Source organism: Phocaeicola acetigenes (assembly GCF_027529745.1).
GTDB lineage: Bacteria > Bacteroidota > Bacteroidia > Bacteroidales > Bacteroidaceae > Phocaeicola > Phocaeicola acetigenes.
In genome coordinates this window covers 24,164-47,904 of sequence record NZ_JAPZVM010000004.1, presented here as the reverse complement: position 1 = coordinate 47,904, position 23,741 = coordinate 24,164, and the positions used below count along the sequence as shown (strand labels likewise).

Sequence of the window (23,741 nt, the reverse complement as noted above, 5' to 3'; positions counted from 1 at the left end):
ACGGATATGAGTTATTGGAATAAACCGTCTTGGGAACATAAAAGTTTGGCATGGCCAAGCGTACACAGGCTGATGGGGTGGGTAATGGGTGTTACTTATCTGTCAGCCTTGGTGTTTTTGGCCTCTATAGTCTATGAACATGGGTTCCGGATTTCGGAAGCTGAAGAAAATTGGCTTCAAGGTATTTATAAGACTGTATGGGGTATTTTTCTGATTAGTACAACCGTGCAGATTGTTTTCCGTCAGGAAGAAGGAAAATCTAAATTTACGGGATGGGCATGGGTGCTGTTTGCGCTGCTTTATCTGACTTTGCTTCCGGTTGTGTTTCATCGTCCGGATCAGACGGAGGGGGTATATGGAGTGTGGATGTTTTTTCATCATCCTTACTACCGTATGGCCATACTCTTCTTTCTGTCCCTGTTTTATTTGTCCAGCAGTCTGGTTCGTCTTTTGGGAAGGCGTACCAATCCGTCTTTGATACTGGCTGTCAGTTTTCTGGTACTTATCTTGATCGGTTCCGGTCTTTTGATGCTTCCCCGATGTACGTATCACGGTATATCCTGGCTGGATGCTCTCTTTACAGCTACCAGTGCCACTTGTGTGACGGGACTTGTGACGGTAGATGTTTCTTCTACCTTTACATTGGGCGGTCAAATCATTATTATTCTGCTTATTCAGATTGGCGGACTTGGGGTGATGACACTGACCAGTTTTTTTGCCATGTTCTTTATGGGAAATACTTCGCTTTATAATCAGCTTGCAGTAAGAGATATGATCAGCTCCAATTCGTTGAATTCTCTTTTATCTACCTTATTATATATATTAGGATTTACCTTGATGATAGAAGGGGTGGGAATGGCGTTGATTTGGTTGAGTATTCACAATACAATGGGGATGACACTCGATGAAGAACTTTATTTTGCTGCTTTTCATTCCATTTCTGCTTTCTGCAATGCCGGTTTTTCTACATTGCCCGGAAATTTGGGAAACTCTCTGGTTATGCAGAATCATAATCTGCTGTTTATTACTGTTTCTTTCCTTATTATATTAGGCGGAATCGGGTTTCCTATTTTGGTAAATTTGTGCAGAACGGTGATGTATTATTTGCGTTATTGGAAATGGAAGTTATTCGGTCGTTCGTCACGTTTCCCCAAGCAGGTACATTTGTACAATTTAAATACCAAGATTGTATTGATTATGACAACTGTTCTGTTGGTTGTGGGTACACTTGTGATTCTGGTCTACGAATGGAATCATGCTTTTGCCGGTATGCCGATATTGGATAAATGGGTACATGCTTTCTTCAATGCGGTTTGTCCGCGTACTGCCGGATTCTGCAGTGTAGGACTTACCACTCTTTCTACCCAGACTGTACTGTTTATGATTCTGCTGATGATGATAGGTGGAGGAACACAGTCTACTGCCGGTGGTGTGAAAATAAATGTGTTTGCTGTGATTCTGCTTAATTTGTGGGCTGTAATTCGAGGTTCGGAGCGGGTTGCTATTTTTCACAGAGAACTTTCTTCAGAATCTGTCCGTCGCTCGCATGCGGTGTTGAGCTTGTATCTGATAGTAGCTTTTGTTGCAGTGTTTGCCATGACCCTGATAGAACCTGAAGCTTCTGTGATGGCAATCGTGTTTGAGTGTGTATCGGCTTTAAGCACAGTAGGATCTTCGCTCGATCTGACTCCTTTGCTAAGCCCGATGGGAAAAGGCGTTATTATTTTCCTGATGTTTGTGGGAAGAGTAGGAGCCTTTACGTTGCTCTTGGGACTGGTGAAGCAGGAGGCAAAGAAAAATTATAAATATCCGAAAGACGATTTAATAATAAACTAAGATATGAAATACATTGTAATAGGTCTTGGAAATTATGGTTCGGTTTTGGCGGAAGAACTGACTTCGCTGGGACACGAAGTGATTGGTGTAGACCAGGATGCACAGAATGTAGACCGGATGAAAGATAAGGTGGCTACAGCGTATGTGGTAGATGCCACGGATGAGGCTGCCTTGACCGTATTACCTTTGCAGACCGTGGACGTAGTAATTGTGGCTATCGGAGAGAACTTCGGTGCTTCGGTCCGTGTGGTTTCTTTGCTGAAGAAAAATAAGGTGAAACATATTTATGCCCGTGCGCTGGATGATATACACAAGTCGGTGCTGGAAGCTTTTTCCATAGACCGGGTATTGACTCCGGAAAAGGATGCTGCATGCATGCTTGTGCGTCTGCTTGAACTGAATATAGAAGTAGAATCTTTTCAGATAGACGAGGAACATTTTGTGTTTAAGTTTGGCATACCTCGTAAACTGGTCGGATGTCAGGTCAACGACTTGAAAGAGGATGAAGACTTTAATCTGAAGCTGCTTGCTTTGGTTCGTGGAAAAATGGTGAAAAACAGCCTGGGTATCTCTGTATTGGAAAAAGAGGTCGACAATGCTTTCCCGGAAGACTATACCTTGCAGGCAGAAGACAGATTGGTATGCTATGGCTTGTATAAAGACTTTGTGAAGTTCTGGAAATCGATCGGGAAATAATCAATTTTATAGTCTTACAGGCAATATTGGGAATGTTTCTGCGCGTTAATTTAAGTTTCATATAAAAACGGATAGGAAATAATTTGTATTTTTGTCGGCATATGAGCAGAATAATAGCAATAGATTACGGACGAAAACGCACAGGCATAGCCGTGACAGACCCCATGCAGATTATTGCAAGCGGGCTGACAACTGTTCCTACTCATCAGCTGATGGATTTCTTATTGAAATACATGGCTCAGGAACCGGTAGAACGCATCATTGTGGGGCATCCTAAGCAGATGAACAATGAAGATTCGGAAAATATGAAGAATATAATTCCGTTTATCAATCAGTTGAAGAAAAAATGTCCCGATATGCCGGTAGAACTGGTAGACGAACGGTTTACCTCTGTATTGGCACATCAGGCCATGCTGGTCGGTGGACTGAAAAAGAAAGACCGTCAGAATAAGGCTTTGGTCGACGAAATCAGTGCAACTATTATTCTTCAGTCTTATCTGGAATCGAAAAAATTTTAAATTAAAACATAAAACAATGATTTTACCTATTTATGTATATGGCCAGCCTGTATTGCGTCAGGAGGCTGAAGATATTACACCAGACTATCCAAACCTGAAAGAGTTGATAGCAAACATGTTTGAAACGATGGAACGTGCAGATGGAGTAGGATTGGCTGCTCCTCAAATCGGGCTTCCTATCCGTGTGGTAGTGGTCGACTTGGATGTGCTTTCTGATGATATGCCCGAATTTAAGGGATTCAAACGTACTTATATCAATCCGCATATCCTTGAAACAGACGGAGAAATGGTGTCTATGGAAGAAGGCTGTCTGAGTTTGCCGGGTATTCATGAAAGTGTGAAACGCCCTGATAAAATCCATGTCACTTATCTGGATGAAAATATGACACCACACGACGAGTGGGTGGAAGGTTATCTGGCACGTGTCATGCAGCATGAGTTCGACCATTTGGACGGAACTATGTTTATCGACCATCTGTCGGCATTGCGTAAACAAATGATTAAAGGAAAGCTGAGCAATATGCTGAAAGGCAAAGCACGTTGTGCTTACAAGGTGAAGACAATCAAATGATAAAAAAACTTTTATATATAGTATGCGCATTCCTCCCTTTATCACTCTCTGCCCAAATCAATACGGACAGAGTGATGACTATCGGGCGGAATGCTCTCTATTTTGAGGACTATGTCCTTTCTATCCAGTATTTTAACCAGGTAATCAGTGCGAAGCCTTATCTGGCGGAACCTTATTTTTACAGAGGGCTTGCCAAAATGAATCTCGACGATTTTCAGGGGGCAGAAGCCGACTGTTCGGAAGCAATAGACCGTAATCCGTTTGTGGTCAATGCTTATCAGATTCGGGGAATATCGCGTATCCGTCAGAAAAATTATAAGGGGGCTATACAAGATTATGAGAGAGCTTTGAAACTGGAACCTGAAAATATCAGCCTGTGGCACAATCTGGCATTATGCCGGATGCGCGAATCGGATTATGCACAGGCAAGGGCCGATTTGGATACCTTAATTCGTATTTCTCCCCGTTACACCGATGCTTATTTGATGCGTACAGAGGTTTCCTTGAAACAGAAGGATACGTTGTTGGCGATGACCGATGCCGATAAAGCCATTGAAATGGACCGGTATAATCCGGATACATGGGCTTCTCGAGGTATGTTGTTTTTGCAGCGTTCCAAGTATCAGGATGCCGAATCGGACTTGACGGAAGCTATCCGACTGTCTGTCCGCAATGCAGGGCTTTATATTAATCGTGCCTTGGCTCGTTATCATCAGAACAATTTGCGCGGAGCCATGAAGGATTACGATATCGCACTGGATATTGACCGTGATAATTTTATCGGGCATTATAACCGTGGATTGCTTCGTGCGCAGGTGGGAGATGACAACCGTGCAATTGAAGATTTCGATTTTGTGCTGTCGGTGGAGCCGGATAATATGATGGCTACATTCAACCGGGGATTGTTGCGTGATAAGACCGGTGATTATCAAGGGGCTGTAAACGATTTTTCTGCAGTATTGGATGAATATCCCAATTTCCTGGCCGGTTATCAGTATCGTGCTCAGGTGTTGCGTAAGATGGGTGAACTGCATCGGGCAGAAGCCGATGAGTTTAAGGTGCTGAAAGCTCAGCTGGATGCGCAGAATGGGGTGAAGAAAACACAGACGGCATCGGCCGACAAGACTCGTAAGAAGTCGGATAAAAACATGAACAACTATCGTAAGATTATTGTGGCCGATAACGAAGAAGAGGAATCCAAGTACAAGACCGACTACCGTGGACGTGTGCAGGATAAGAATATCACGATTCTGCCACAGCCGATGTATGTGTTGAGCTATTACGAGCGTCAGGAAGAGGTGAAACGTCAGGTAAACTTCTCGAAGTATATCGACGACTTGAACAACCGCCATGTGCTTCCGCAGCGTTTGCTGATAACCAACAACGAGGCTTCTCTGACAGAACAGCAGGTAAAACAGCATTTTGCTGCTATCGACGAGGAATCGGCTGCGATTATGAACGAACCGGATAATGCGCTTCATTATTATAGACGTGCACTGGATTTCTATCTGGTGCAGGATTTTGACAGTGCATTGAAAGATCTGGATGATGCTATAGAACGTGATTCTACTTTCTTCCCGGCCTATTTTACTCGTGCAGTGGTACACTACAAACAGATAGAGTTCCGCAAACGTGATGTAGGCTATGAGATAGAAGGTTTGAATGATAAACAGCCTCAGGTACGTGGTATCGACTATGCTGTGATTCGGGACGACCTGGATAAGGTCATCAGTCTGGCTCCCGACTTTGTATATGCATATTATAACCGGGCCAATATCCTGGTATCTATGAAAGATTACCGCGGAGCATTGGTAGACTATAATAAAGCTATTGAGCTGGATAGCCGTTTCTCTGATGCGTACTACAACAGGGGGCTGACCAATATTTTCCTGGGTAACAACCGACAAGGTATTCAGGATTTGAGTAAGGCTGGCGAACTGGGTATCTTTGCGGCTTATAATGTAATTAAGCGCTTTACGACTGTAGAAGAGCAATAATAAAGTCATGCACAAAAAAGCGAGTTCCTGAAAAAGGAACTCGCTTTTTTTGTGCATGATAGTTGTAAATTTCTCTAGTTTGGTACATGTTTGGCGCCTTTTGTACACACTTTATGAAAATTCTATTTTAAAGTTGATTTTTATCGGGGTAATTTTATGGTGTAAGTTATACATTCATTGGAAGAGAAGATGCTTTTGTTGGGCTGTACTATGGTTGCCGGTCTTCTCCTTGACGGTAATGAAGAAGAAATTGATTTATGACGTTTTGTGGGGCTGTTTGTTCACTGACAATTGAAAAGCGGGCTCGGATTGTGTATAAATGGCATTAAGTTTTCATGGTAAAAGAGTTATTAATAGACATAAAATAAAAATAAGATGAAACAAGTTGTTATTTTTTTAATTGTATTCTTTTCCTGCGCTGCAATGAAGGCGCAGTATAAAATTGGTGACATCTATAATGAGGGAGGCCTTAAAGGTATTGTAGTGAGAGTGGACGATAAAGGTCTGCATGGTATAATAATGTCATTGGATAGATTTGGTGGAAAGTGGTACCTGAACAAAAAAGCCAAGTTTCTCACAGATGCATTCTATGAGGATGATGGAGAAAAAAATATGGCTGTTATTGAAAGGTATATTACCGAAAATGGCCAAACCTGGGAGATGTTTCCTTTTTTTCAGTGGTGTAGAAACAAAGGTGAAGGATGGTATGCACCGGCTCGCGAAGAAATGGAGTTGATTATTGCGGCAATGAATGGTTCTGTAGGTAAATATAGTGAATCTAATATGAAGGCGTTTGACAGGATTATTACTGATAATGGTGGTGACAGTCTGTATGGAAACGTGGACTTGCCGATGGGTGGAAAAATGCCCTATACCCTTTTGACTTCTACAGAGGCAAACAAGGGTAAGGTTTGCATGGGTGGTTTTTTTCAGACTTCTCCGTTCGGTACTCCTGATGCAAAAATATTTGAGGGCTCCAAAAAACATGGACGGTATCTCGGATCTCGTGCCATACATAAATTCTGATCAGTGATGAAAAAGTATTTGGCTTTATTGATGGCGGTGTACGCTAATTTATTAAATCTGCATGCTCAGACGTATTATGATGTGGGTGAGGTAATAGAAATAGATGGTCATAAAGCTATTATTTACGAAGTTGATGAATCTGGACAGCATGGGAAGGCGATGTATGTAAAAGTTTTCAGAGGCGTAGACGGGCCATGGTGTAATCATATGAAGTATGCGAAGCAATTACCCTCCTTGGCCAATAGAAAGGATGGACTTTCTAACACCAGAAAAGTCGTGTCATTTGCTCATGAAAAAAATGTATTGTCTTGTTTTCCGGTTTTTGAGTGGTGTAACAACCTTGGAGAAAACTGGTACATTCCGTCGGTTGAGGAGCTCGAAGCTTTCATCAATTTCTGGATTGGAAATAATGTGGTTCTTGACTGGGATGAAGATGTGGAAAATACAATGGATGATAACAGTATATTTTACAAAACAATAAACAATAAGTTGCTTGATGCGGGTGGCTCTGCATTCCTCAATGGAGTGTACACTTCTACCGTTACTGATGATGGAAAAGTATATGTGTTTCAGTTCGACCGGAAAAAGAATTCCTGGAAGTTTAATTTGAAATCCAGAACGAAATTGGGTGAAGATTGTGTAGGTAGGGCTTTTGTTAGATTTTAGATTATGAAAATGGTGTTTAGAGTTTTTATTGGGGCGGTTATATGTGTGTGTTTCTGTCAAAGTAACACGTGTGCTCAAGACTACAGCAGATACCGTAGGAGCTCTTTATATTCTATTTTATTGAATCATCCTGAACAACGTTTTTCAGATGAGATTGTTCGTGCTTTCAAAGAGATTCCTATACCGGAAAGATATAATAATCATAATTTGAAGTTTACGGTTATGAATGCTCCTGTCATAGAGGAACTCACAAAAGAAGAACTTGAAGGTGCATATAAGGACGCAATATGGAATATGCTTAACCGAAATAAAATAGGCGGTAGACTTGTTGAGAAATGGTTTAATTATAGTAGCCGGACAAAAGGATTTGATTTGTCTTTGGTGAAGGAGAGAGGGATTTATGATGCCAGTGTCTTTGATATTGATATAGCATTAAACTCTGTGCGGAGAATGGCGTTATTGGAGGATGCCGGTGAGGAACTGATTTCGTATACTTATATACTTGTGAATGATATTCGTTATGCGGATAAAACTACCCAGCGGAATTTACAGGGAATAGCAACTACAGCAGGTTTATTTGCCTCTTTGTTGATTCCCGGAGTCGGAGGAGTGGTGGCTACAACTGCAGCGCGCACCTTGTATCCTGTTGCCTTGAGGATTAATGATTTGGTCGTTGGCTTTAAAGTTTATGTGACATCCTATCTTTTCAGACTTGATTGGAATAAAGATATTGCGAACTTTTTTTATTCACAGTTTTGGTTTGAGCCAGGAGCAAGTGACTCTCTAGAAAAATATCATTCGTTTAAGAAAAATCTATCTGCGTTTAAGATAAGATATCTTGGATGTGCTACTATATACAGTGGGGATACGAGTCTGGCCGGTGTGGAATATGAATCAGATATGTTTAAAAAAGTATGTACACGGGCAATTGACTTGTCTATATCGGAATTGCAAAAGCAATTCGACGAATTTAAGGTTTTCTCTCCTTTGGTTTCCACTGATCCGTTTGTTTCTTATATAGGCCTGAAAGAAGGGATAACGGAGAATTCTAAATTTGAGGTTCTCGAAATTTCAATCGATGAGAATGGGAAAACATCATATTCCAGAAAAGGAGTCTTAAAACCAATTAAGGGGAAGATATGGGATAATCGTTATATGGCCGAATTTGAAGAAAATTATGATTCTTCTATAACTGGTACATCATTTGAAGTTATTTCGGGCAGTGATTTTTATCCTGGAATGCTACTACGGGAAATGGACTGATTCATGGGAGAAAGGGATTGCTCTAAATATACATCTGTTGCTATATCTTAAGCTGGAGAAATTCCTGGATAGTTTTATAGGTATGGTTTTAAAGTGCGAAGAGGAAGATTGATGGGTTCTACGGATTTTTCTTTTGGATTTATTCCAATGAAGTTTAATGGATGGTGCCTTTTACATGAAGCGCAGACACGGAGAAGATTAGCAGATGATTTTCGGTTGCACTTGTGTGGAAGGCTTTTTCATTTTTTTTGTAAGAAAGATGGGTGACTTTCTCGAAAATGGGTTTCTTTATAGGATGCATCATTTATTGAAAAAAATAGCGTATTACCAAAAGTTTTATTTAAATTTGCAAGCTACAAAAAGTATATAGAATATTAATACATAAAGATTATGATTAAGATAACTTTTCCTGACGGCTCGGTTCGTGAATATAACGAAGGAGTAACTGGTCTGCAGATTGCAGAAAGTATCAGTTCACGTCTGGCACAAGATGTGTTGGCTTGTGCGGTAAATGGTGAGACTATCGACTTGACAAGACCTATTAACGAAGATGCTGAATTCGTTCTCTATAAATGGGAAGATGAACAAGGTAAGCACGCATTTTGGCACACCAGTGCGCATTTGCTGGCAGAAGCATTGCAGGAGCTTTACCCGGGTATTCAGTTCGGTATAGGTCCGGCTATCGAAAACGGATTCTATTATGATGTAGATCCGGGAGAAGCTGTGATTAAAGAAGGCGATTTGGCTGCTATCGAAAAGAAAATGGCTGAACTGGCTGCCAAGAAAGAAGTATTGGTTCGTCAGAATATAGCTAAGGAAGATGCATTGAAAATGTTCAGTGAAAGAGGAGAAACTTACAAATGTGAGTTGATTTCTGAACTGGAAGACGGACATATCACTACATATACACAGGGTGCATTTACAGACCTTTGCCGTGGTCCGCACTTGCCTTCTACTGCTCCTATCAAAGCTATCAAACTGTTGTCGGTTGCCGGAGCATATTGGAGAGGACAGGAAGACCGTAAGCAGATGACTCGTATCTACGGTATCACCTTCCCGAAAAAGAAGATGCTCGATGAGTATCTGGCTATGCTGGAAGAAGCAAAGAAACGTGACCACCGTAAGATTGGTAAGGAAATGGATTTGTTCATGTTCTCGGATACAGTAGGTAAGGGACTTCCGATGTGGTTGCCGAAAGGTACTGCGCTGCGTATCCGTCTGCAGGATTTCCTGCGCCGCATTCAGGCTCGTTACGATTATCAGGAAGTAATGTGTCCGCCTATCGGAAACAAATTGCTGTACGTAACTTCTGGTCACTATGCTAAATACGGTAAGGATGCATTCCAGCCTATCCATACTCCGGAAGAAGGTGAAGAATACTTCCTGAAACCGATGAACTGTCCGCATCACTGTATGATTTATAAGAACACTCCGCGTTCTTACCGTGATCTGCCTTTGCGTATTGCAGAATTCGGTACAGTATGCCGTTACGAACAGAGTGGTGAGTTGCACGGATTGACTCGTGTACGTAGCTTTACTCAGGACGATGCACATATCTTCTGCCGTCCGGATCAGGTGAAGGATGAGTTCTTGCGTGTGATGGATATTATTTCCATTGTATTTACTTCAATGGGATTGGAAAACTTCGAAGCTCAGATTTCCTTGCGTGACAAAGAAAATCGTGAAAAATACATCGGTAGCGATGAAAACTGGGAAAGAGCTGAACGTGCTATTGTAGAAGCATGCGAAGAAAAAGGCTTGAAGGCGAAAGTAGAATACGGTGAAGCTGCATTCTATGGTCCTAAATTGGACTTCATGGTGAAGGATGCCATTGGCCGTCGCTGGCAGTTGGGTACTATTCAGGTAGACTACAACTTGCCTGAACGCTTCCAGTTGGAATATATGGGTTCAGACAATCAGAAACATCGTCCGGTAATGATTCACCGTGCACCGTTTGGATCTATGGAACGCTTTGTGGCTGTGCTGATTGAACATACTGCCGGTAAATTCCCGTTGTGGCTGACTCCGGATCAGGTAGCTATCCTGCCTATCTCTGAAAAGTTCAACGATTATGCTAACCAGGTTCGTCTGGAACTGAAGAAGAACGATATCCGCGCTATTGTAGACGATCGTAACGAAAAGATTGGACGTAAGATCCGCGATAATGAAATGAAACGTATTCCTTACATGCTGATTGTAGGTGAAAAAGAAGCCGAAAATGGTGAAGTAGCCGTACGTAAACAGGGTGAAGGAGACAAAGGAACGATGAAAATCGAAGAATTTGCAAAAAATATTGCGGAAGAAGTTCATAATATGATAAATAAATGGTAACTTTGCAACCGTTTGCAGGAGAAGGACATCTTTCTCCTGTAAACGGAACAAAGAATAATATATAATTAAAACAAAAGACAAACAAGGAAGAAAAGTATTTTTAATGAAGAATGACACTTTAAAAGGGCAACACCGAATCAATGAACAGATTCGCGCCAAAGAAGTCCGCATTGTGGGCGACGATATTGAATCAGCAGTTTATCCAATCGCTCAAGCTTTGAAAATGGCAGAAGAGCATGAAGCTGACTTAGTAGAAATTTCACCCAACGCTGTTCCTCCAGTTTGTAGAATTATAGATTATTCTAAATTCCTTTACCAGTTGAAGAAACGTGCAAAGGAACAGAAGGCAAAGCAGGTGAAGGTGAACGTGAAGGAAATCCGTTTCGGACCTCAGACCGACGAACACGATTACAACTTCAAACTGAAGCATGCCATTGGTTTCTTGCAGGATGGAGATAAGGTAAAGGCTTATGTGTTCTTCAAAGGACGTTCTATTCTGTTCAAAGAACAGGGTGAAGTATTGTTGCTTCGCTTTGCAAACGACCTGGAAGAATATGCAAAGGTAGAACAGATGCCGCTTTTGGAAGGAAAGAGAATGACTATCTCATTGGCTCCTAAGAAACCGGGTGCTCCTAAAAAGAACGGATAAGTTGTCTCAGACAAATGAAAGAGAGAGTGCGTAACGTGCCGGTATAGTACGTTGCCACCGTTAATAATAATAATTAAAATTTTAACAAGATGCCAAAGGTAAAGACTAACTCCGGTGCTAAAAAAAGATTCGCTCTTACCGGAACAGGTAAAATCAAGAGAAAGCACGCTTTTCACAGTCACATTTTGACTAAGAAAACTAAGAAGCAGAAAAGAAACCTTGTTCACTCAGGATTGGTACACAATGCCAACTTGACTCAGGTGAAAGAACTGCTTTGCATGAAGTAATCTTCAAAAGCGTACACGTATCATTAAAATTATTAACCGAATGCATTAGCCTCAAGTCCGGTTGTAAAATATCGGCGCTATCATTCAAAAAAGAATTAAAACTATGCCAAGATCAGTAAATCACGTTGCTTCAAGAGCAAGAAGAAAGAAAATTTTAGGTTTAACCAGAGGTTACTTTGGTGCAAGAAAAAACGTTTGGACCGTTGCTAAGAACACTTGGGAAAAAGGTTTGACTTATGCATACCGCGACCGTAAGAACAAAAAACGTAACTTCCGTGCATTGTGGATTCAGCGTATCAACGCAGCTGCTCGTCTGGAAGGTATGTCTTACTCTAAGTTGATGGGTGCATTGCACAAAGCAGGTATCGAAATCAACCGTAAGGTTTTGGCTGACTTAGCTATGAACCATCCAGAAGCATTCAAAGCTGTTGTTGCTAAGGCAAAAGCTGCTTAATGCGGTATACGGTATTAAAAAGTATAGAAAAGAGATGTTTATTTTTAAACATCTCTTTTTTTTATGACTATATGGCTTTTTTTGTCGCTGATGTCTTTTGAAAAGCTGTCATTATGATGTTTTCTTAGGCGGAAGCTGAATGGAAGAAAAGGTTTTTCCGATACATATTCCGCAGATTAAAAATTAAAATGTTCTGCTATTAATTCGGGTAAAATTTTGTAGAACCAAAAAAATATAATATATTTGTAATACAAAAATGAAGCCGTACTTGCAGAATCGGGAAACTCATCAAATTTATAAGAAATGCCGAGACAAGCTTCATCTTCCAATGGCGGGCCACGCCTTCGGGTAGCATTTATGCCGGTGGATTACAAAGGAAGAGGGCACTCAAATCCTGTTTTTCGGAGTTTCGTCACGCCTCGGGTGCGGCTTCTCCTTATAAAGCGAAGAATTTTGTATTGAAATACATGATTCTTCGCTTTATTTTTTGTATGATCTAAAAATAGAAGCATAGAAAGACTCTTTCCGAAATAAAGTAATATGATTGAGAAAATGAAAGTGAAGGCAATTTTTCTGGATGTAGATGGAACTTTAATCAGTTTCAAGACGCATAAGATACCTCAGACGACAATCGATGCGCTGACTAAAGTACATGAGAAAGGGATGAAAATTATTATAGCGACAGGTAGGGGAGCTACCGACTTGCTGGAACTGGAGGCGATTCCCTATGATGCCGTCGTTTCGTTGAATGGTTCTCGGTGTGTGCTTCGCGATGGTACTGAGATCATTTCTTATCCCATTGGTCGGGAAGACTTTCATACAGTCCTTCATCTTGCCGAACAGTATGGTTTCCCATTGGCTTTGGAAGTGGAAAAAGGGATACTTGTGAATTATGTGAATGATACAGTGATTGCTCTTTCCGAACTGACGAATCATCCTGTACCTCAGGTTGTAGATATTGTGAGCGAATTTGATGCTTGTACGTGTTGTCAGCTTTGTATTTACTGTGGAGAAGAAGTTGAAAAGGAAATAATGAATCAACTTCCGGGATTGGCTGTTTCGCGCTGGAATCCATATTTTGCAGATGTAAATGCGACTGGTGTAAACAAGGCATCCGGAATGGCTGATGTGGCAGCTTGTTTAGGCTTTTCTTTGGATGAGAGTATGGCTTTTGGAGATGGAGGAAATGATATTCCCATGCTTAAGGCTGCCGGTATAGGTATCGCAATGGGCGGTGCATCGAGTCGGGTAAAGGAGTGCGCTGACTTTATTACAGACGATGTAGATGAAGATGGTATCTTGCATGCTCTTGTGCATTTTGGCATTATTGGATAGCAGATAATGGGTTATATATTTCCTTGTTACCAGTAAAAATGTGGTAATAAAATGAAAAAGGAAAAGCAATTTTTTATAAATGGGCGAGAAAACGAGGTTCTTCTTAAAAACTGGGAAACTTCTGATGGGTGTATAGCTACTGACAGAATCACAGTAGATGGCTTGCCTGTCGGATATATGTATCGTGAGAAACCAGAAGAAGACAGTCCATTTGAAGGATATGATAGTGGGTGGCGGTTTACAGCAGGTGATGAGAGTGACGAATATATGCAAAAGGCCGAAAATAGTGGAATCTATAAACTGAATACTATCTGCCAGTACGACCCTGATATAATTCCGTTACTTCATGCTCCATACGGTACAGCTTATATCAGAGATGAAAATGGAGTGTTTCAAGAAGAACCATTTGAGCCCTTGGAAGAATAATGCTGGTAACAAGCGGTTCAAGATATTGTCGGACTGTGAGAGGGGGTTATGGAAAGGTTTACCTGTTGTATATGTCTGTATATGCAACAGGTAAACCTGCAAGTGGTGTTACTGCTATTATCGAAAGTATTTGAGAGTAATTCAGGGGAGTACCGGTAAAATGGATTCTATCTTTTGCTCAATATCATCGGGCAGTCGTGAAAAGAAGTCAAGTCCTGTAATTTTTTCTATGGAATCTACCGTAACCAGGTACTTGTCCAGTTTCTTATGGTCAGCTTTGTTTTCGAACAGGAAGCCCATAGCGATAGGATTCTTCCGATTGTATATCAGAACAACCTTAAAGAAGCGGTTGGGCACAGCTACCTTGTTTCGTCCGATACGTTCGGGTTTGGCTTTGTCGTAAATAGGACCGCAGGCGATGTACACTGTACCGTATTTCTTTGCCCATTGCCGGCAAGCTTCTTCCAGGTCTCCCCAGTCGTCGCGGTTCAGTTTTCTGTTTTGCGGGCAGATGTTGCTCATGTAGAAAGACTCCTGCATGGCCTGTTTGCTCCATTTCATATCAGCAGCTGGTGCCATATGTCCTCGGTCGTATCCGGAATTGGTATAATCGGCATGTTCTACACGTGGTTCCGGCAAATCGGGGTCGGGAAGAAATTTATTTTTTCTTTCCTCCTCTCCTGTAGTTTCCTGGCGTGTCAGTTCCCACGCTACCCAGTTAGGTGTCTTGTAGAAATTATTGTACGAAATGGTAAATGCTGTACGTTGCAGTTTTATTTCGTTCCGTTTTTTCAGACTGACCGGTATTTCAAGGTGCGAAGCTATTGTTTTTTCTCCAGATTGTCCCTTGTTTTTGAGTTGTTCGACAGGAACATTCGGAACCGCTTCCTTTACTTTTTCTATTGTCTGCTCGGCACGTTGCTTCCATGTTTCTGCTGCAGGAAGCTTTTGCTGATACTGATAAAAGAACAGTGCTCCTCCAATAAGAACTATCAGCAAGATAAAACCTTGTAGAGAACCGGTTGAATTGTTTTTTCTTTTACTCATAAAATTATATTAGTTTAAAGCGCATTCGGAAAATTCCCTCTTTATAATCTGAACTGATGATATGAAATGTACCGATTTCTGATGTATTTTCTACATGCAGACCGATGCAGAGACATTCATCGTAATCTCCCACATGGACGATTCGTACAGTTTCGGAAGCTCCTTCGGGCAGGCGCTTCAAGTCGAAACGTCCCAATGCTTCTGCCTGTGTAATAAATTCGGTAGTTACTGGTAGATGACGGGCGATCACTTCGTTTACGGTGCGTTCTATACATGCAATTTCTTCTTCGGAAGGAGCCTGTGGCAACGCGAAATCCAATTTGCTCTTTTTTCTTTCGATATGCGCTGAGACAGCCCGTCCACATCCGAAAAGATTGACCATTGTGCGGTTTACTATATGTTCGCATGTATGCATAGGAGGATACTCCTGCTTGTTGTGTTCGTTCAGTTCCATTTTTATATTTTTAGTGAGTATGGGCCAAAGTTAATCATTTATATGGAGATGTGTACTATCTGTATGAAGACAGAGTTTATGTTTATAGTCGAATGATTAAGGGACCACAGGAATTTCTATCTTTTCTCCTAAAAAACGGGGCTGTTTGTGGGTAAGGATATCTATACACATTTTTACACGGGCAAAGTATTCGCGTAATCGAGTTTTCAACCCGAATAGTCGGGAAACATTTTGAGCGTTATAGCCGATGGCATCTATTCCGTACGCTTGAGCGATGAAAATGGCTCGTTCATTATGGAATTTCTGGCTGATAATAGTAATGGAGTTCTGACCAAATATCTTCTTGGCACGTACTACGGAGTCCAGTGTCCGTAATCCAGCATAATCCAGATAAATCACTTTTGAAGGTATTCCTAACCGGATAAGTGCCTGTTTCATACTTTCGGGTTCGTTGTAATTGCTACGGCTGTTGTCTCCACTAATTAGGATATAGCTGATTTTTCCGGCTTTATACAAATCTGCAGTGGCCTGTATACGATAAAGAAAATAGAGATTATCTTCTCCGTTTCTCAGTTTGGGAGAAGTGCCTAACAAAAGAGCTGTATTCCGATACGGTATTTCTGTGGTAGTGTTGTATATCTTATGCTCTGCTGCTTGTTTGACGAGATAGTTGCAGTAATACAGACATCCGATGAGGCAGATACAGAAAGCAATACCTGTATACAGAAGAGTTTTTACGGATAAAAATCGGTGAAAGGTCGGATGATGCTTCATAATACAACTCCTGTGCTGTTTATTCATTCTTTTCTTTGTTCTTTTTCTCCAGTAACATATTCATGAAGGCGGAACTGATGATACCGGTAGGGATAGCAATCATAGCGATACCAATAAGACTGATGATACTGCTGAGTAATCGTCCCAGTGGAGTAACCGGATAAATGTCTCCATAGCCCACGGTAGTAAAGGCAACGATAGCCCACCAGAATCCATCGCCTATGTTTTCGAAAGCTTGGGGCTGTGCATTTCGTTCGATATAATACATTAATATGCCGGAAAATCCCAGCATGATGCCACAAGCCGTATAGGAAGTAATCAATTCATCTTTTACCTGATTAAGTACACTGCCTATCATTTGGAAAGAGCGGGAATAACGTATTAGCTTGAAAATAATTAATATATAGGCTAAAACTACCAAATGAAGGTGAGGAGAGTCATTGTAAAAATATATAATGACGAATGGTAATATAGCCACAAAGTCGATTATTCCGTAAAAAGAAAACAGGTAATGCAGCCTGGCCATCCATGCACGTTTATACTGAATATATTGTACAGGAGCAGCTGCAATCCGTAATCCGTATTCTATTGTAAAGATTAAAGAAGCCAAATAGTTGAAAGTATAAAGCCATGAGCGGTATGGCAGAGACTCGTCAAAAGAACTGTAGATAACAGAAAAAATAGAGCCTATGATGAAAAACAGTACAAAATACCGAAACCATTTTTTCATTAGTTGTTTATGGATCGTTCGATAGAGTTTTTCATGGCGTATCAGATGAGGTATTTTTTCTATAATGGGAGGTAAAGGGTTATTAGTATATTTCATGTCTGAAAAATGTAAGGTTAAAGATATAAATCAAATTATATACAAATATAAAATTAATTTTTGTATATAGCTTGATGGAAAGAATTTAGTATTGATAAATGGATATAGAATAAGTGAAATGATGTTTTTAGCAGTATTGATTACTATGAGTTTGGGGTAAATTGAGTATGGGCATAAAAAAAGGAGTACCGCTGTACTCCAACCTTTTGTTAACCTTAAATCTAATACTATGAAAAACACATTGCAAAGGTATAGCTTTTTATTGAATCGGCAAACTTAACTAATAGAAAAAGATGCTGTATAACATGATTTAACAATATTGTTCTTATATATTAAATTTATTGACAATATGGCTATACTGTTTCAGGAAAGAGTAAAGATTTTCTCAATAAAATATATTTGCTTATCAATTGTTTTTTGCAGATATAAACATTTTTACGTATTTTGCATAAAATATTAAGAACATCATTATCATGAAACTGAAAAAGCATTTTTTACTTCCTTTGATGTGTGGCTCTCTTCTTTTCAATGTGAGCTGTACAGAAAAGCCTGTGCCCGGTAGTGTGAATCTGATTCCTCAAGTACAATCTGTGGAGTTTCAGCGTGGATCTTTACCGTTGAATTCACTTCAGACTATTTGTACATCGGAAGAGTGGAAAACTGTAGCCGAACAGTTTATGCAGGATTTTAAGAATCATGCCGGTTGTGTATTACAGTGGAGCGACAATTCGAAATCATCTGTTCGTATTGAAAAGTCGACGGAACTTTTGGGAGAAGCTTATGTGTTGAAGGTTACGGCAGATGCTGTAATCTTACAAGCTGGTACTGAACAAGGTGTTGCACGTGCACTGACTACGCTTTATCAGCTGCTGTTGACTGCAGAAAACAATGAGTTACCAGCTTTGACCATTCAAGACCAGCCTCGTTTCAGTTATCGTGGTTTGATGCTCGATTGTAGCCGCCATTTCTGGACGGTGGATGAATTGAAAAAGACAATCAGCCAAATGGCTTTCTTTAAGTTGAATACTCTGCATTTGCATCTGACCGATAATAATGCATGGCGTCTTGCTATGGATAAATATCCAGAACTTACTGAAAAAGGAACCTTTTATGCCGATTATCCTGAACTGTCTGGTAAATTCTATACGAAAGACGATTTAAAAGAGGTGGTTCGTTATGCTGCCTTATATGGTGTTGAGATTATGCCCGAAGTCGATTTGCCCGGTCATAGCACCGCATTGTTGGCTGCGATGCCTCAATTTTCCTGTAATGGGGGTTCATTTGAGGCCTATCCTGAAGAGATGCCGGTGAACGAACGTAAGCGGGGAAATGAAAATATGATTTGTGTAGGAAATCCGGCTTCTTATGCGTTTGCCGAAGAGGTAGTCAATACCTTAATCGAGATATTCCCATCAAAATATATTCACCTGGGAGGTGATGAAGTGCCTACTCACGTGTGGGAAAAATGCCCGAAGTGTATGGCGCTATACAAAAAAGAAGGAATGAAGCAACCCGGTGAACTGCAAGACTATTTTACTCGCAAGATGAGTGAATTGGTTCGTTCTAAAGGTAAGATTATGGTAGGATGGGATGAAATCAACGAACGTCATGCTGCTACGTCCGATGATGTACTTACCGTTTGGAGAGATACTGGAGAGAAACAGCAGAAAGAAGCGTTGGAACGCCATATCCCGGTCATTATGTGTCCGCAGCATGGTTGTTATCTGGACTGGGGATATGCCGGAAACTCTGTACGTAAGTCGTATGAGTGGGATCCTGTACTTCCGGGTGTAACCAAGGAACAGGAAGCTCTGATTAAAGGAGGACAAGGTGCATTGTGGACCGAACGTGTTGCTACACAGTCTCGTGTAGAATGGATGTTGTATCCACGATTGTCTGCATTGGCCGAAGTGTTGTGGAGTCCGAAAGAGCAGCGAAACTGGGACAGTTTCTATCAGCGTATTACATCCTACTATCCGGTAATGGAAAAACTGGGTATCAACTTTTATGAAGACGATGCTCTGAATGAAAAAGAGTTTGTACCTACAGAAGAAAAACCGGCACTGATCCGTGCAGCACATATTGATACTAATATTCCTGTCAATATGCCTTATCATCCGGAATATGCCTTCGATGGAAGAAACAATTCTTTCTTTTGGGGAGGAAGTACAGTTGGTAAAGAACATTATTTTACAGTGTTGCTGACAGAGGTTACTCCTGTCAAAGAGATTGAGGTTATTACAGGTGATTCGAAAGATTATATTACAAAGGCTGATTTGATGACCAGTACAGACGGAACAAATTTTGTAACAGTCGGTACATTCGATGAATACGGACAGGCCAAAGTACAACTGAATGATGAACCTGTCAAAGCCGTGAAGATTCAGGTCACCGGACAACATACTTGTTGGCCTATTATTAAGGAAATCATCCTGAAATAAGCATTTAATTGATAAATTGGAAAGCAGTGTTCTATTGTTGAATTGCCTGTTCGGAGGTATATTGACAATGAGGAACACTGCTTTTTACTTATCCGAAATATTGCAGATAAACTCATGGGATATGATGAAAAAAGCAGATTTTGAAAAATGGAATGCTTCCATCCGAAAAAATGTGGGGCGAGAATATGGTTTCCGACAGAGTTCGTATATAAATTATATAGTGCTTTCCGGATATTTCTTTTGTCTTGGTCCTACACATTTTAATAGAGTACGTTTGGAGGTCAAACCTTTGTATGTAGATGATTTGTGGTGGCAGATATTAGGAATATCAGAAGTACGGATGACAATGAGTCTGAGGGGGACAGGAGTTTTGGCTCTGCAAGCACAGGAGTTGGCTAGTTATGAAGCCGTGACTAGTGACTGGCGTTGTGTAGATGAAGAGACTCTGAAGGGAGTTTGGTATCGTGTGTTTGGTGATGCTTTTCAGAAAATACAGTCCTTTCTGGAGAAAAACCCTGAAGCTGAATTTTTTGTCCCGGATGAAGCCCGAATTATGGATCGAGACCGACTCTTCTATTTGATGACATTATTGCATCGGGGACGGTTGGAAGAAGTAGTAACCATCTTGGATGAGGCTAAAAGAAACGGACATATTTGTTCGAATCAAATCAATTCGCAAGACAGTTATGCATACATCCGTCAGTGGTGTGAAAAAAAACGGTAGAATGTTGTTCTGTAAATAACAGAAACCGAAAACTCTGTTTTCCTTTTGACATTACACACTGCTTTTTGTACCTTTGCAACAGGAAAAGAACTGTAGATTATGGCATTTGAAGCAACAAAAAGAGAGTGGGGCGAACTGTATGCATTTTTTCGCCTGCTCGCAGACGGATATGTATATGCCGGAACTCCGGAAGGAAAACGGAATGAATCGCTCCGTATACCGGTAGCAATGGTACAGCGTGAAGAACACGATGGCACACGCCGTTATATTGTGGAGAAGGATACGATTCATATTGTAGGAGAGAATATGGATAAGCGTATTCCACGTGAAGATTTTGATACGGTAGCTGCATTGGTGCTGGACAGCGTACGTCAAAGCAGAGAAGATGAAGTGACTTCTGCCGATGGGGTAGAAGAGTTTTTGGATGAGATTGCTTTGTTCGACCTGGAAGCAAAGACAGACGATCGTACTGACTTTAGTGTGGCCTTTTATAGTACGGAGGCTCCTCTTACCGGATTCTGTGTTCGTTCACGTCTGGGAATGATGATTCCTCTGTTGGATGGCGGACGTTCGGCTAATTTCAAATTCGAACAGACAGGTGTAAAATTTGCCGTACCTACTGTAAATAAAATCAATGCAGAAGGCGAGGAAGATGATGTAATCAGCCGTATGCTGATGATTGAACGTTTGGGAGGAAATCTGAAGTATAACGATGTGGCCGATAAGATTTTCAGAAGCAATCTTTCGATGATTGATCTTCATATGGGACGTCTGTTGGCTGAGATGACCCGACTCATGTGGCTCGACGGTATTACAAAGGTATCGGAATTGACCGAAGAAGTGAAAAAACTGAATCCGCTGAAGATTAAGGATGAACTCATCAATAAGCACGGATTTTATGAATATAAGGTGAAAGAATTGCTGCTGGCATTGGCTGCCGGCATGCGTCCTGCCAAGTTGTACAACGGAACAGATTCTGCCATTGCAGGTTTTCTGCTGGTGACAGGAGATGGACAGGTGATTTGCTACCAGCGTGCTTTCCGTCAGACTTTTGCCGACTTCCTGTTCTACAATACACGCCTGGAAAAAGGTTCTACAGAAAAAGACAAATATGGCTATCTGGAACGTGAAAACGGGGTGTATTATTTTAAACTGAATTTGAAAATAGGATTATTGAAACGATGAGTTGTGAATCAACAATCAATAAGAATACCGGGAGCATTGCTTTCGGTATTTTATTTGCACTTAGTTTGTCGCATTGCACAAACGATATGTTGCAGTCAGTCATCATGGCGGTTTATCCGCTGATAAAGGATGAACTGGTATTAAATTTTACTCAGGTAGGTTTGATTACCCTGGTCTATCAGATAGCAGCTTCTGTATTTCAGCCAGTTGTAGGTTTGATTACAGACCGCCATCAGAAAGTGTGGTCTCTTCCAGCTGGTATGACTTTTACTTTTATCGGCTTGCTGTTGCTGGCATGGGTGCATCATTTCTGGATGGTTCTGCTGGCGGTAGGGTTGATAGGAATCGGTTCTTCCATTTTTCATCCTGAAGCATCGCGGCTTACTTATCTGGCTTCAGGCGGTAAACGGGGACTTGCTCAGTCTTTGTTCCAGGTAGGAGGCAATCTGGGTGGTTCATTTGGTCCGTTGCTGGCAGCTTTGGTTATTGCTCCTTATGGCAGACAGAATGTGGTCTTTATTGCTTTGCTGGCTTTGGTAGGAATGGCTATTATGTGGCCTATCTGTCGTTGGTACCGTTCGAAATTGAAAGAATGGGATGAACGGCGGAAACAGAATCGGGGAGTACATCATGAGATGCCTTATTCATTGAAGAAGACCATCTTTGCCATTGCAATTATTATTGTGCTGATATTTTCCAAGTATATCTATATGGCCAGTTTGAGCAGTTATTATACTTTTTATCTGATTCATAAATTTGGTGTATCGGTACAGGATTCACAACTTTATCTGTTTATCTTCCTCTTTGCAACAGCTGCCGGTACATTGGTAGGTGGTCCGCTGGGTGATAAGATTGGTCGTAAATACGTGATTTGGGGGTCTATTTTGGGAGTGGCTCCTTTCAGTATGCTGATGCCGTATGTAGGACTTCCGGTTACAGTGGTTCTTAGTTTTCTTATTGGTTTTATTCTGTCTTCTGCCTTTCCTGCCATATTGGTCTATGCACAGGAACTGCTTCCATATAAGCTGGGACTTATTTCGGGTATTTTCTTCGGCTTTGCCTTTGGAGTGGCAGGTATTGCATCGGCTGTGTTAGGCAACTTTGCCGATGTGTATGGTATAGAATATGTGTATAAGGTAGTAGCCTTTACGCCGCTATTGGGATTCGTTGCTTGCTTCTTGCCCAATTTGAAGAAACATGCAGAGTAATATCTGCATAATAAAAAAATGGATGGAATGTTTATACTTAATTGAAAGAATTTGACAAAAGAGAGGTATGTTGTACAAGACTTGTAAAAAAACAATATATTTGTGCATTATAAGAATAAATAGATAAAACGTTATGAAAACATTATTTTCATTCCTTTTTTTATTGTGTCTTTTAACCTTCGGAACACAGTATGTGTATGCCCAAGGAGGTGGATCGACAGCCTTTCCTAATGGACGGAATTTTTACTATCAGAAGGGTAATACAGTTGATTTGCTTCATATAGATTTTTATATTGATGAGGCTGATGGTGATAGACTTTGTCATGTTATGCAGAATGGTATACTGACGTTCTATGAAATGACGGGAGTATCTACAGACGGGTTGGAATTTCGCAGTGTAAAATTTCAGCCTGAAGTTAAGATGGTGACACAATTGTGGGGTACCTTTCCACAGATGACAGGGCGAATAATCAATGTTGATACTGGTGGTAGGATGACGGTTGTACCGGGATATAGTTATGTGACTATTAATGGTAAAACTTATAATAAAGCCATCAGTAAGGAAGAGTATAATCGTATATTCGATCAGGTATATGGTAATAATTCACCTACTTATATACCTGACACGGGTGGAAATAACTCTGGCTCCAATTCAAATGGTGGCTATCAAGAGTTACCTTCTAAACATACATCTACAGTATGTCCGGAATGTCATGGAAGCGCGTTCTGCCAAAAATGTAAAAATAGTGGTGTAGTGTATAATCCTAATGGAGGTGGTTATTATCAATGTCCGACTTGTAGAGGTTCTGGACGTTGTTATATGTGCCATGGAACAGGTCGAATTAATTAGTATTATTGTTTGATACATTTTATAAATAATAAAAGAATAACTCAGTTATTGTCCTCAATAGCTGAGTTGTTTTTTATATTTTAAATTCTTGGTAAAAAACGAAGATTCTTATTTTTAATCTTTTAGCATAGGGATATTTTTCTGGATGTAAATATATGAGAAAAGTTACATATGGTA

At 40.7% G+C, this 23,741-nt stretch carries 23 protein-coding genes; 19 read left to right on the top strand and 4 right to left on the bottom strand.

The features are described from left to right. The first annotated feature begins 6 nt into the window (after positions 1 to 6). The 14 genes from O6P32_RS06600 (at position 7) to O6P32_RS06535 (ending at position 14,055) form a co-directional block, all read left to right on the top strand. A complete protein-coding gene (locus O6P32_RS06600) occupies positions 7 to 1,836 on the top strand; it encodes a TrkH family potassium uptake protein (RefSeq protein WP_408636050.1) in 1,830 nt (609 codons plus the stop codon). A gap of 3 nt (positions 1,837 to 1,839) precedes the next feature. Continuing rightward, positions 1,840 to 2,532, top strand: coding sequence for a potassium channel family protein (locus O6P32_RS06595; RefSeq protein ID WP_178266627.1), 693 nt, complete (start codon positions 1,840 to 1,842; stop codon positions 2,530 to 2,532). 101 nt (positions 2,533 to 2,633) lie between these two features. Then, positions 2,634 to 3,050 carry a Holliday junction resolvase RuvX gene (gene ruvX / locus O6P32_RS06590; protein ID WP_269877576.1) on the top strand — a complete coding sequence of 139 codons (417 nt, stop codon included), beginning with the start codon at positions 2,634 to 2,636 and terminating at the stop codon, positions 3,048 to 3,050. A 16-nt stretch (positions 3,051 to 3,066) separates the two neighbouring features. Further along, positions 3,067 to 3,621, top strand: coding sequence for a peptide deformylase (gene def, locus O6P32_RS06585; protein ID WP_178266625.1), 555 nt, complete (start codon positions 3,067 to 3,069; stop codon positions 3,619 to 3,621). Beyond that, positions 3,618 to 5,618, top strand: coding sequence for a tetratricopeptide repeat protein (locus tag O6P32_RS06580; RefSeq protein WP_269877575.1), 2,001 nt, complete (start codon positions 3,618 to 3,620; stop codon positions 5,616 to 5,618). The genes def and O6P32_RS06580 overlap by 4 nt, the downstream gene beginning before the upstream one ends. Positions 5,619 to 5,993: 375 nt before the next feature. Beyond that, positions 5,994 to 6,644, top strand: coding sequence for a hypothetical protein (locus O6P32_RS06575; protein ID WP_269877574.1), 651 nt, complete (start codon positions 5,994 to 5,996; stop codon positions 6,642 to 6,644). A gap of 6 nt (positions 6,645 to 6,650) precedes the next feature. After that, complete coding sequence (locus tag O6P32_RS06570) at positions 6,651 to 7,310, top strand: hypothetical protein (protein ID WP_269877572.1); 660 nt, start codon at positions 6,651 to 6,653, stop codon at positions 7,308 to 7,310. 120 nt (positions 7,311 to 7,430) lie between these two features. Further along, the gene (locus tag O6P32_RS06565; RefSeq protein WP_269877571.1) at positions 7,431 to 8,573 is read left to right on the top strand and encodes a hypothetical protein; all 1,143 of its coding nucleotides are present in this window, start codon (positions 7,431 to 7,433) and stop codon (positions 8,571 to 8,573) included. Between the two features lie 390 nt (positions 8,574 to 8,963). Then, complete coding sequence (gene thrS, locus O6P32_RS06560) at positions 8,964 to 10,904, top strand: threonine--tRNA ligase (RefSeq protein ID WP_269877570.1); 1,941 nt, start codon at positions 8,964 to 8,966, stop codon at positions 10,902 to 10,904. A 103-nt stretch (positions 10,905 to 11,007) separates the two neighbouring features. After that, complete coding sequence (gene infC / locus O6P32_RS06555) at positions 11,008 to 11,553, top strand: translation initiation factor IF-3 (RefSeq protein ID WP_178266622.1); 546 nt, start codon at positions 11,008 to 11,010, stop codon at positions 11,551 to 11,553. 89 nt (positions 11,554 to 11,642) lie between these two features. Further along, a complete protein-coding gene (rpmI, locus tag O6P32_RS06550; protein ID WP_178266621.1) occupies positions 11,643 to 11,840 on the top strand; it encodes a 50S ribosomal protein L35 in 198 nt (65 codons plus the stop codon). 103 nt (positions 11,841 to 11,943) lie between these two features. Next, the gene (gene rplT, locus O6P32_RS06545) at positions 11,944 to 12,294 is read left to right on the top strand and encodes a 50S ribosomal protein L20 (RefSeq protein WP_007560377.1); all 351 of its coding nucleotides are present in this window, start codon (positions 11,944 to 11,946) and stop codon (positions 12,292 to 12,294) included. A gap of 552 nt (positions 12,295 to 12,846) precedes the next feature. Then, positions 12,847 to 13,629: a Cof-type HAD-IIB family hydrolase gene (locus tag O6P32_RS06540; RefSeq protein ID WP_269877765.1), complete on the top strand. Its 783-nt coding sequence runs from the start codon at positions 12,847 to 12,849 to the stop codon at positions 13,627 to 13,629. 51 nt (positions 13,630 to 13,680) lie between these two features. After that, positions 13,681 to 14,055 (top strand): DUF2185 domain-containing protein, encoded by a 375-nt coding sequence (locus O6P32_RS06535; protein ID WP_269877565.1) that lies wholly within the window; start codon positions 13,681 to 13,683, stop codon positions 14,053 to 14,055. A 141-nt stretch (positions 14,056 to 14,196) separates the two neighbouring features. Here O6P32_RS06535 and O6P32_RS06530 read toward each other — a convergent pair whose 3' ends face one another. The 4 genes from O6P32_RS06530 to O6P32_RS06515 all read right to left on the bottom strand — a co-directional run bounded on the left by O6P32_RS06530 (position 14,197) and on the right by O6P32_RS06515 (position 17,060). Beyond that, on the bottom strand, positions 14,197 to 15,102 hold the full coding sequence (locus O6P32_RS06530; protein WP_178266619.1) for a DNA/RNA non-specific endonuclease: 906 nt from the start codon (positions 15,100 to 15,102) through the stop codon (positions 14,197 to 14,199). 4 nt (positions 15,103 to 15,106) lie between these two features. Beyond that, positions 15,107 to 15,556, bottom strand: coding sequence for an alanyl-tRNA editing protein (locus tag O6P32_RS06525; RefSeq protein WP_269877563.1), 450 nt, complete (start codon positions 15,554 to 15,556; stop codon positions 15,107 to 15,109). A 96-nt stretch (positions 15,557 to 15,652) separates the two neighbouring features. Next, positions 15,653 to 16,330 (bottom strand): SanA/YdcF family protein, encoded by a 678-nt coding sequence (locus O6P32_RS06520; RefSeq protein ID WP_408636053.1) that lies wholly within the window; start codon positions 16,328 to 16,330, stop codon positions 15,653 to 15,655. A gap of 19 nt (positions 16,331 to 16,349) precedes the next feature. Then, positions 16,350 to 17,060 carry an ion transporter gene (locus O6P32_RS06515; protein WP_269877558.1) on the bottom strand — a complete coding sequence of 237 codons (711 nt, stop codon included), beginning with the start codon at positions 17,058 to 17,060 and terminating at the stop codon, positions 16,350 to 16,352. A gap of 569 nt (positions 17,061 to 17,629) precedes the next feature. Between O6P32_RS06515 and O6P32_RS06510 the strand changes: the two genes are divergently transcribed. From O6P32_RS06510 to O6P32_RS06490, 5 genes are all read left to right on the top strand, one after another. Further along, complete coding sequence (locus O6P32_RS06510; RefSeq protein ID WP_269877557.1) at positions 17,630 to 19,597, top strand: glycoside hydrolase family 20 protein; 1,968 nt, start codon at positions 17,630 to 17,632, stop codon at positions 19,595 to 19,597. 121 nt (positions 19,598 to 19,718) lie between these two features. Continuing rightward, positions 19,719 to 20,321 carry a hypothetical protein gene (locus O6P32_RS06505; RefSeq protein ID WP_269877556.1) on the top strand — a complete coding sequence of 201 codons (603 nt, stop codon included), beginning with the start codon at positions 19,719 to 19,721 and terminating at the stop codon, positions 20,319 to 20,321. 99 nt (positions 20,322 to 20,420) lie between these two features. After that, a complete protein-coding gene (locus tag O6P32_RS06500) occupies positions 20,421 to 21,506 on the top strand; it encodes an HpaII family restriction endonuclease (protein ID WP_178266614.1) in 1,086 nt (361 codons plus the stop codon). Beyond that, complete coding sequence (locus tag O6P32_RS06495) at positions 21,503 to 22,714, top strand: MFS transporter (protein ID WP_269877555.1); 1,212 nt, start codon at positions 21,503 to 21,505, stop codon at positions 22,712 to 22,714. The genes O6P32_RS06500 and O6P32_RS06495 overlap by 4 nt, the downstream gene beginning before the upstream one ends. A 133-nt stretch (positions 22,715 to 22,847) precedes the next feature. Next, positions 22,848 to 23,564, top strand: a complete 717-nt coding sequence (locus O6P32_RS06490) for a hypothetical protein (RefSeq protein WP_269877553.1) — start codon at positions 22,848 to 22,850, stop codon at positions 23,562 to 23,564. Positions 23,565 to 23,741: the final 177 nt, after the last annotated feature.

Coding starts and splice junctions, on each gene's coding strand:
- O6P32_RS06490 (WP_269877553.1), top strand. CDS start 22,848: ATGAAAACATTATTTTCATTCCTTTTTTTATTGTGTCTTTTAACCTTC.
- O6P32_RS06580 (WP_269877575.1), top strand. CDS start 3,618: ATGATAAAAAAACTTTTATATATAGTATGCGCATTCCTCCCTTTATCA.
- O6P32_RS06525 (WP_269877563.1), bottom strand. CDS start 15,556: ATGGAACTGAACGAACACAACAAGCAGGAGTATCCTCCTATGCATACA.
- O6P32_RS06520 (WP_408636053.1), bottom strand. CDS start 16,330: ATGAAGCATCATCCGACCTTTCACCGATTTTTATCCGTAAAAACTCTT.
- O6P32_RS06530 (WP_178266619.1), bottom strand. CDS start 15,102: ATGAGTAAAAGAAAAAACAATTCAACCGGTTCTCTACAAGGTTTTATC.
- O6P32_RS06505 (WP_269877556.1), top strand. CDS start 19,719: ATGATGAAAAAAGCAGATTTTGAAAAATGGAATGCTTCCATCCGAAAA.
- O6P32_RS06495 (WP_269877555.1), top strand. CDS start 21,503: ATGAGTTGTGAATCAACAATCAATAAGAATACCGGGAGCATTGCTTTC.
- thrS (WP_269877570.1), top strand. CDS start 8,964: ATGATTAAGATAACTTTTCCTGACGGCTCGGTTCGTGAATATAACGAA.
- O6P32_RS06600 (WP_408636050.1), top strand. CDS start 7: ATGAGTTATTGGAATAAACCGTCTTGGGAACATAAAAGTTTGGCATGG.
- def (WP_178266625.1), top strand. CDS start 3,067: ATGATTTTACCTATTTATGTATATGGCCAGCCTGTATTGCGTCAGGAG.
- O6P32_RS06570 (WP_269877572.1), top strand. CDS start 6,651: ATGAAAAAGTATTTGGCTTTATTGATGGCGGTGTACGCTAATTTATTA.
- O6P32_RS06575 (WP_269877574.1), top strand. CDS start 5,994: ATGAAACAAGTTGTTATTTTTTTAATTGTATTCTTTTCCTGCGCTGCA.
- rplT (WP_007560377.1), top strand. CDS start 11,944: ATGCCAAGATCAGTAAATCACGTTGCTTCAAGAGCAAGAAGAAAGAAA.
- O6P32_RS06510 (WP_269877557.1), top strand. CDS start 17,630: ATGAAACTGAAAAAGCATTTTTTACTTCCTTTGATGTGTGGCTCTCTT.
- O6P32_RS06540 (WP_269877765.1), top strand. CDS start 12,847: ATGAAAGTGAAGGCAATTTTTCTGGATGTAGATGGAACTTTAATCAGT.
- rpmI (WP_178266621.1), top strand. CDS start 11,643: ATGCCAAAGGTAAAGACTAACTCCGGTGCTAAAAAAAGATTCGCTCTT.
- O6P32_RS06515 (WP_269877558.1), bottom strand. CDS start 17,060: ATGAAAAAATGGTTTCGGTATTTTGTACTGTTTTTCATCATAGGCTCT.
- ruvX (WP_269877576.1), top strand. CDS start 2,634: ATGAGCAGAATAATAGCAATAGATTACGGACGAAAACGCACAGGCATA.
- O6P32_RS06500 (WP_178266614.1), top strand. CDS start 20,421: ATGGCATTTGAAGCAACAAAAAGAGAGTGGGGCGAACTGTATGCATTT.
- O6P32_RS06535 (WP_269877565.1), top strand. CDS start 13,681: ATGAAAAAGGAAAAGCAATTTTTTATAAATGGGCGAGAAAACGAGGTT.
- O6P32_RS06595 (WP_178266627.1), top strand. CDS start 1,840: ATGAAATACATTGTAATAGGTCTTGGAAATTATGGTTCGGTTTTGGCG.
- infC (WP_178266622.1), top strand. CDS start 11,008: ATGAAGAATGACACTTTAAAAGGGCAACACCGAATCAATGAACAGATT.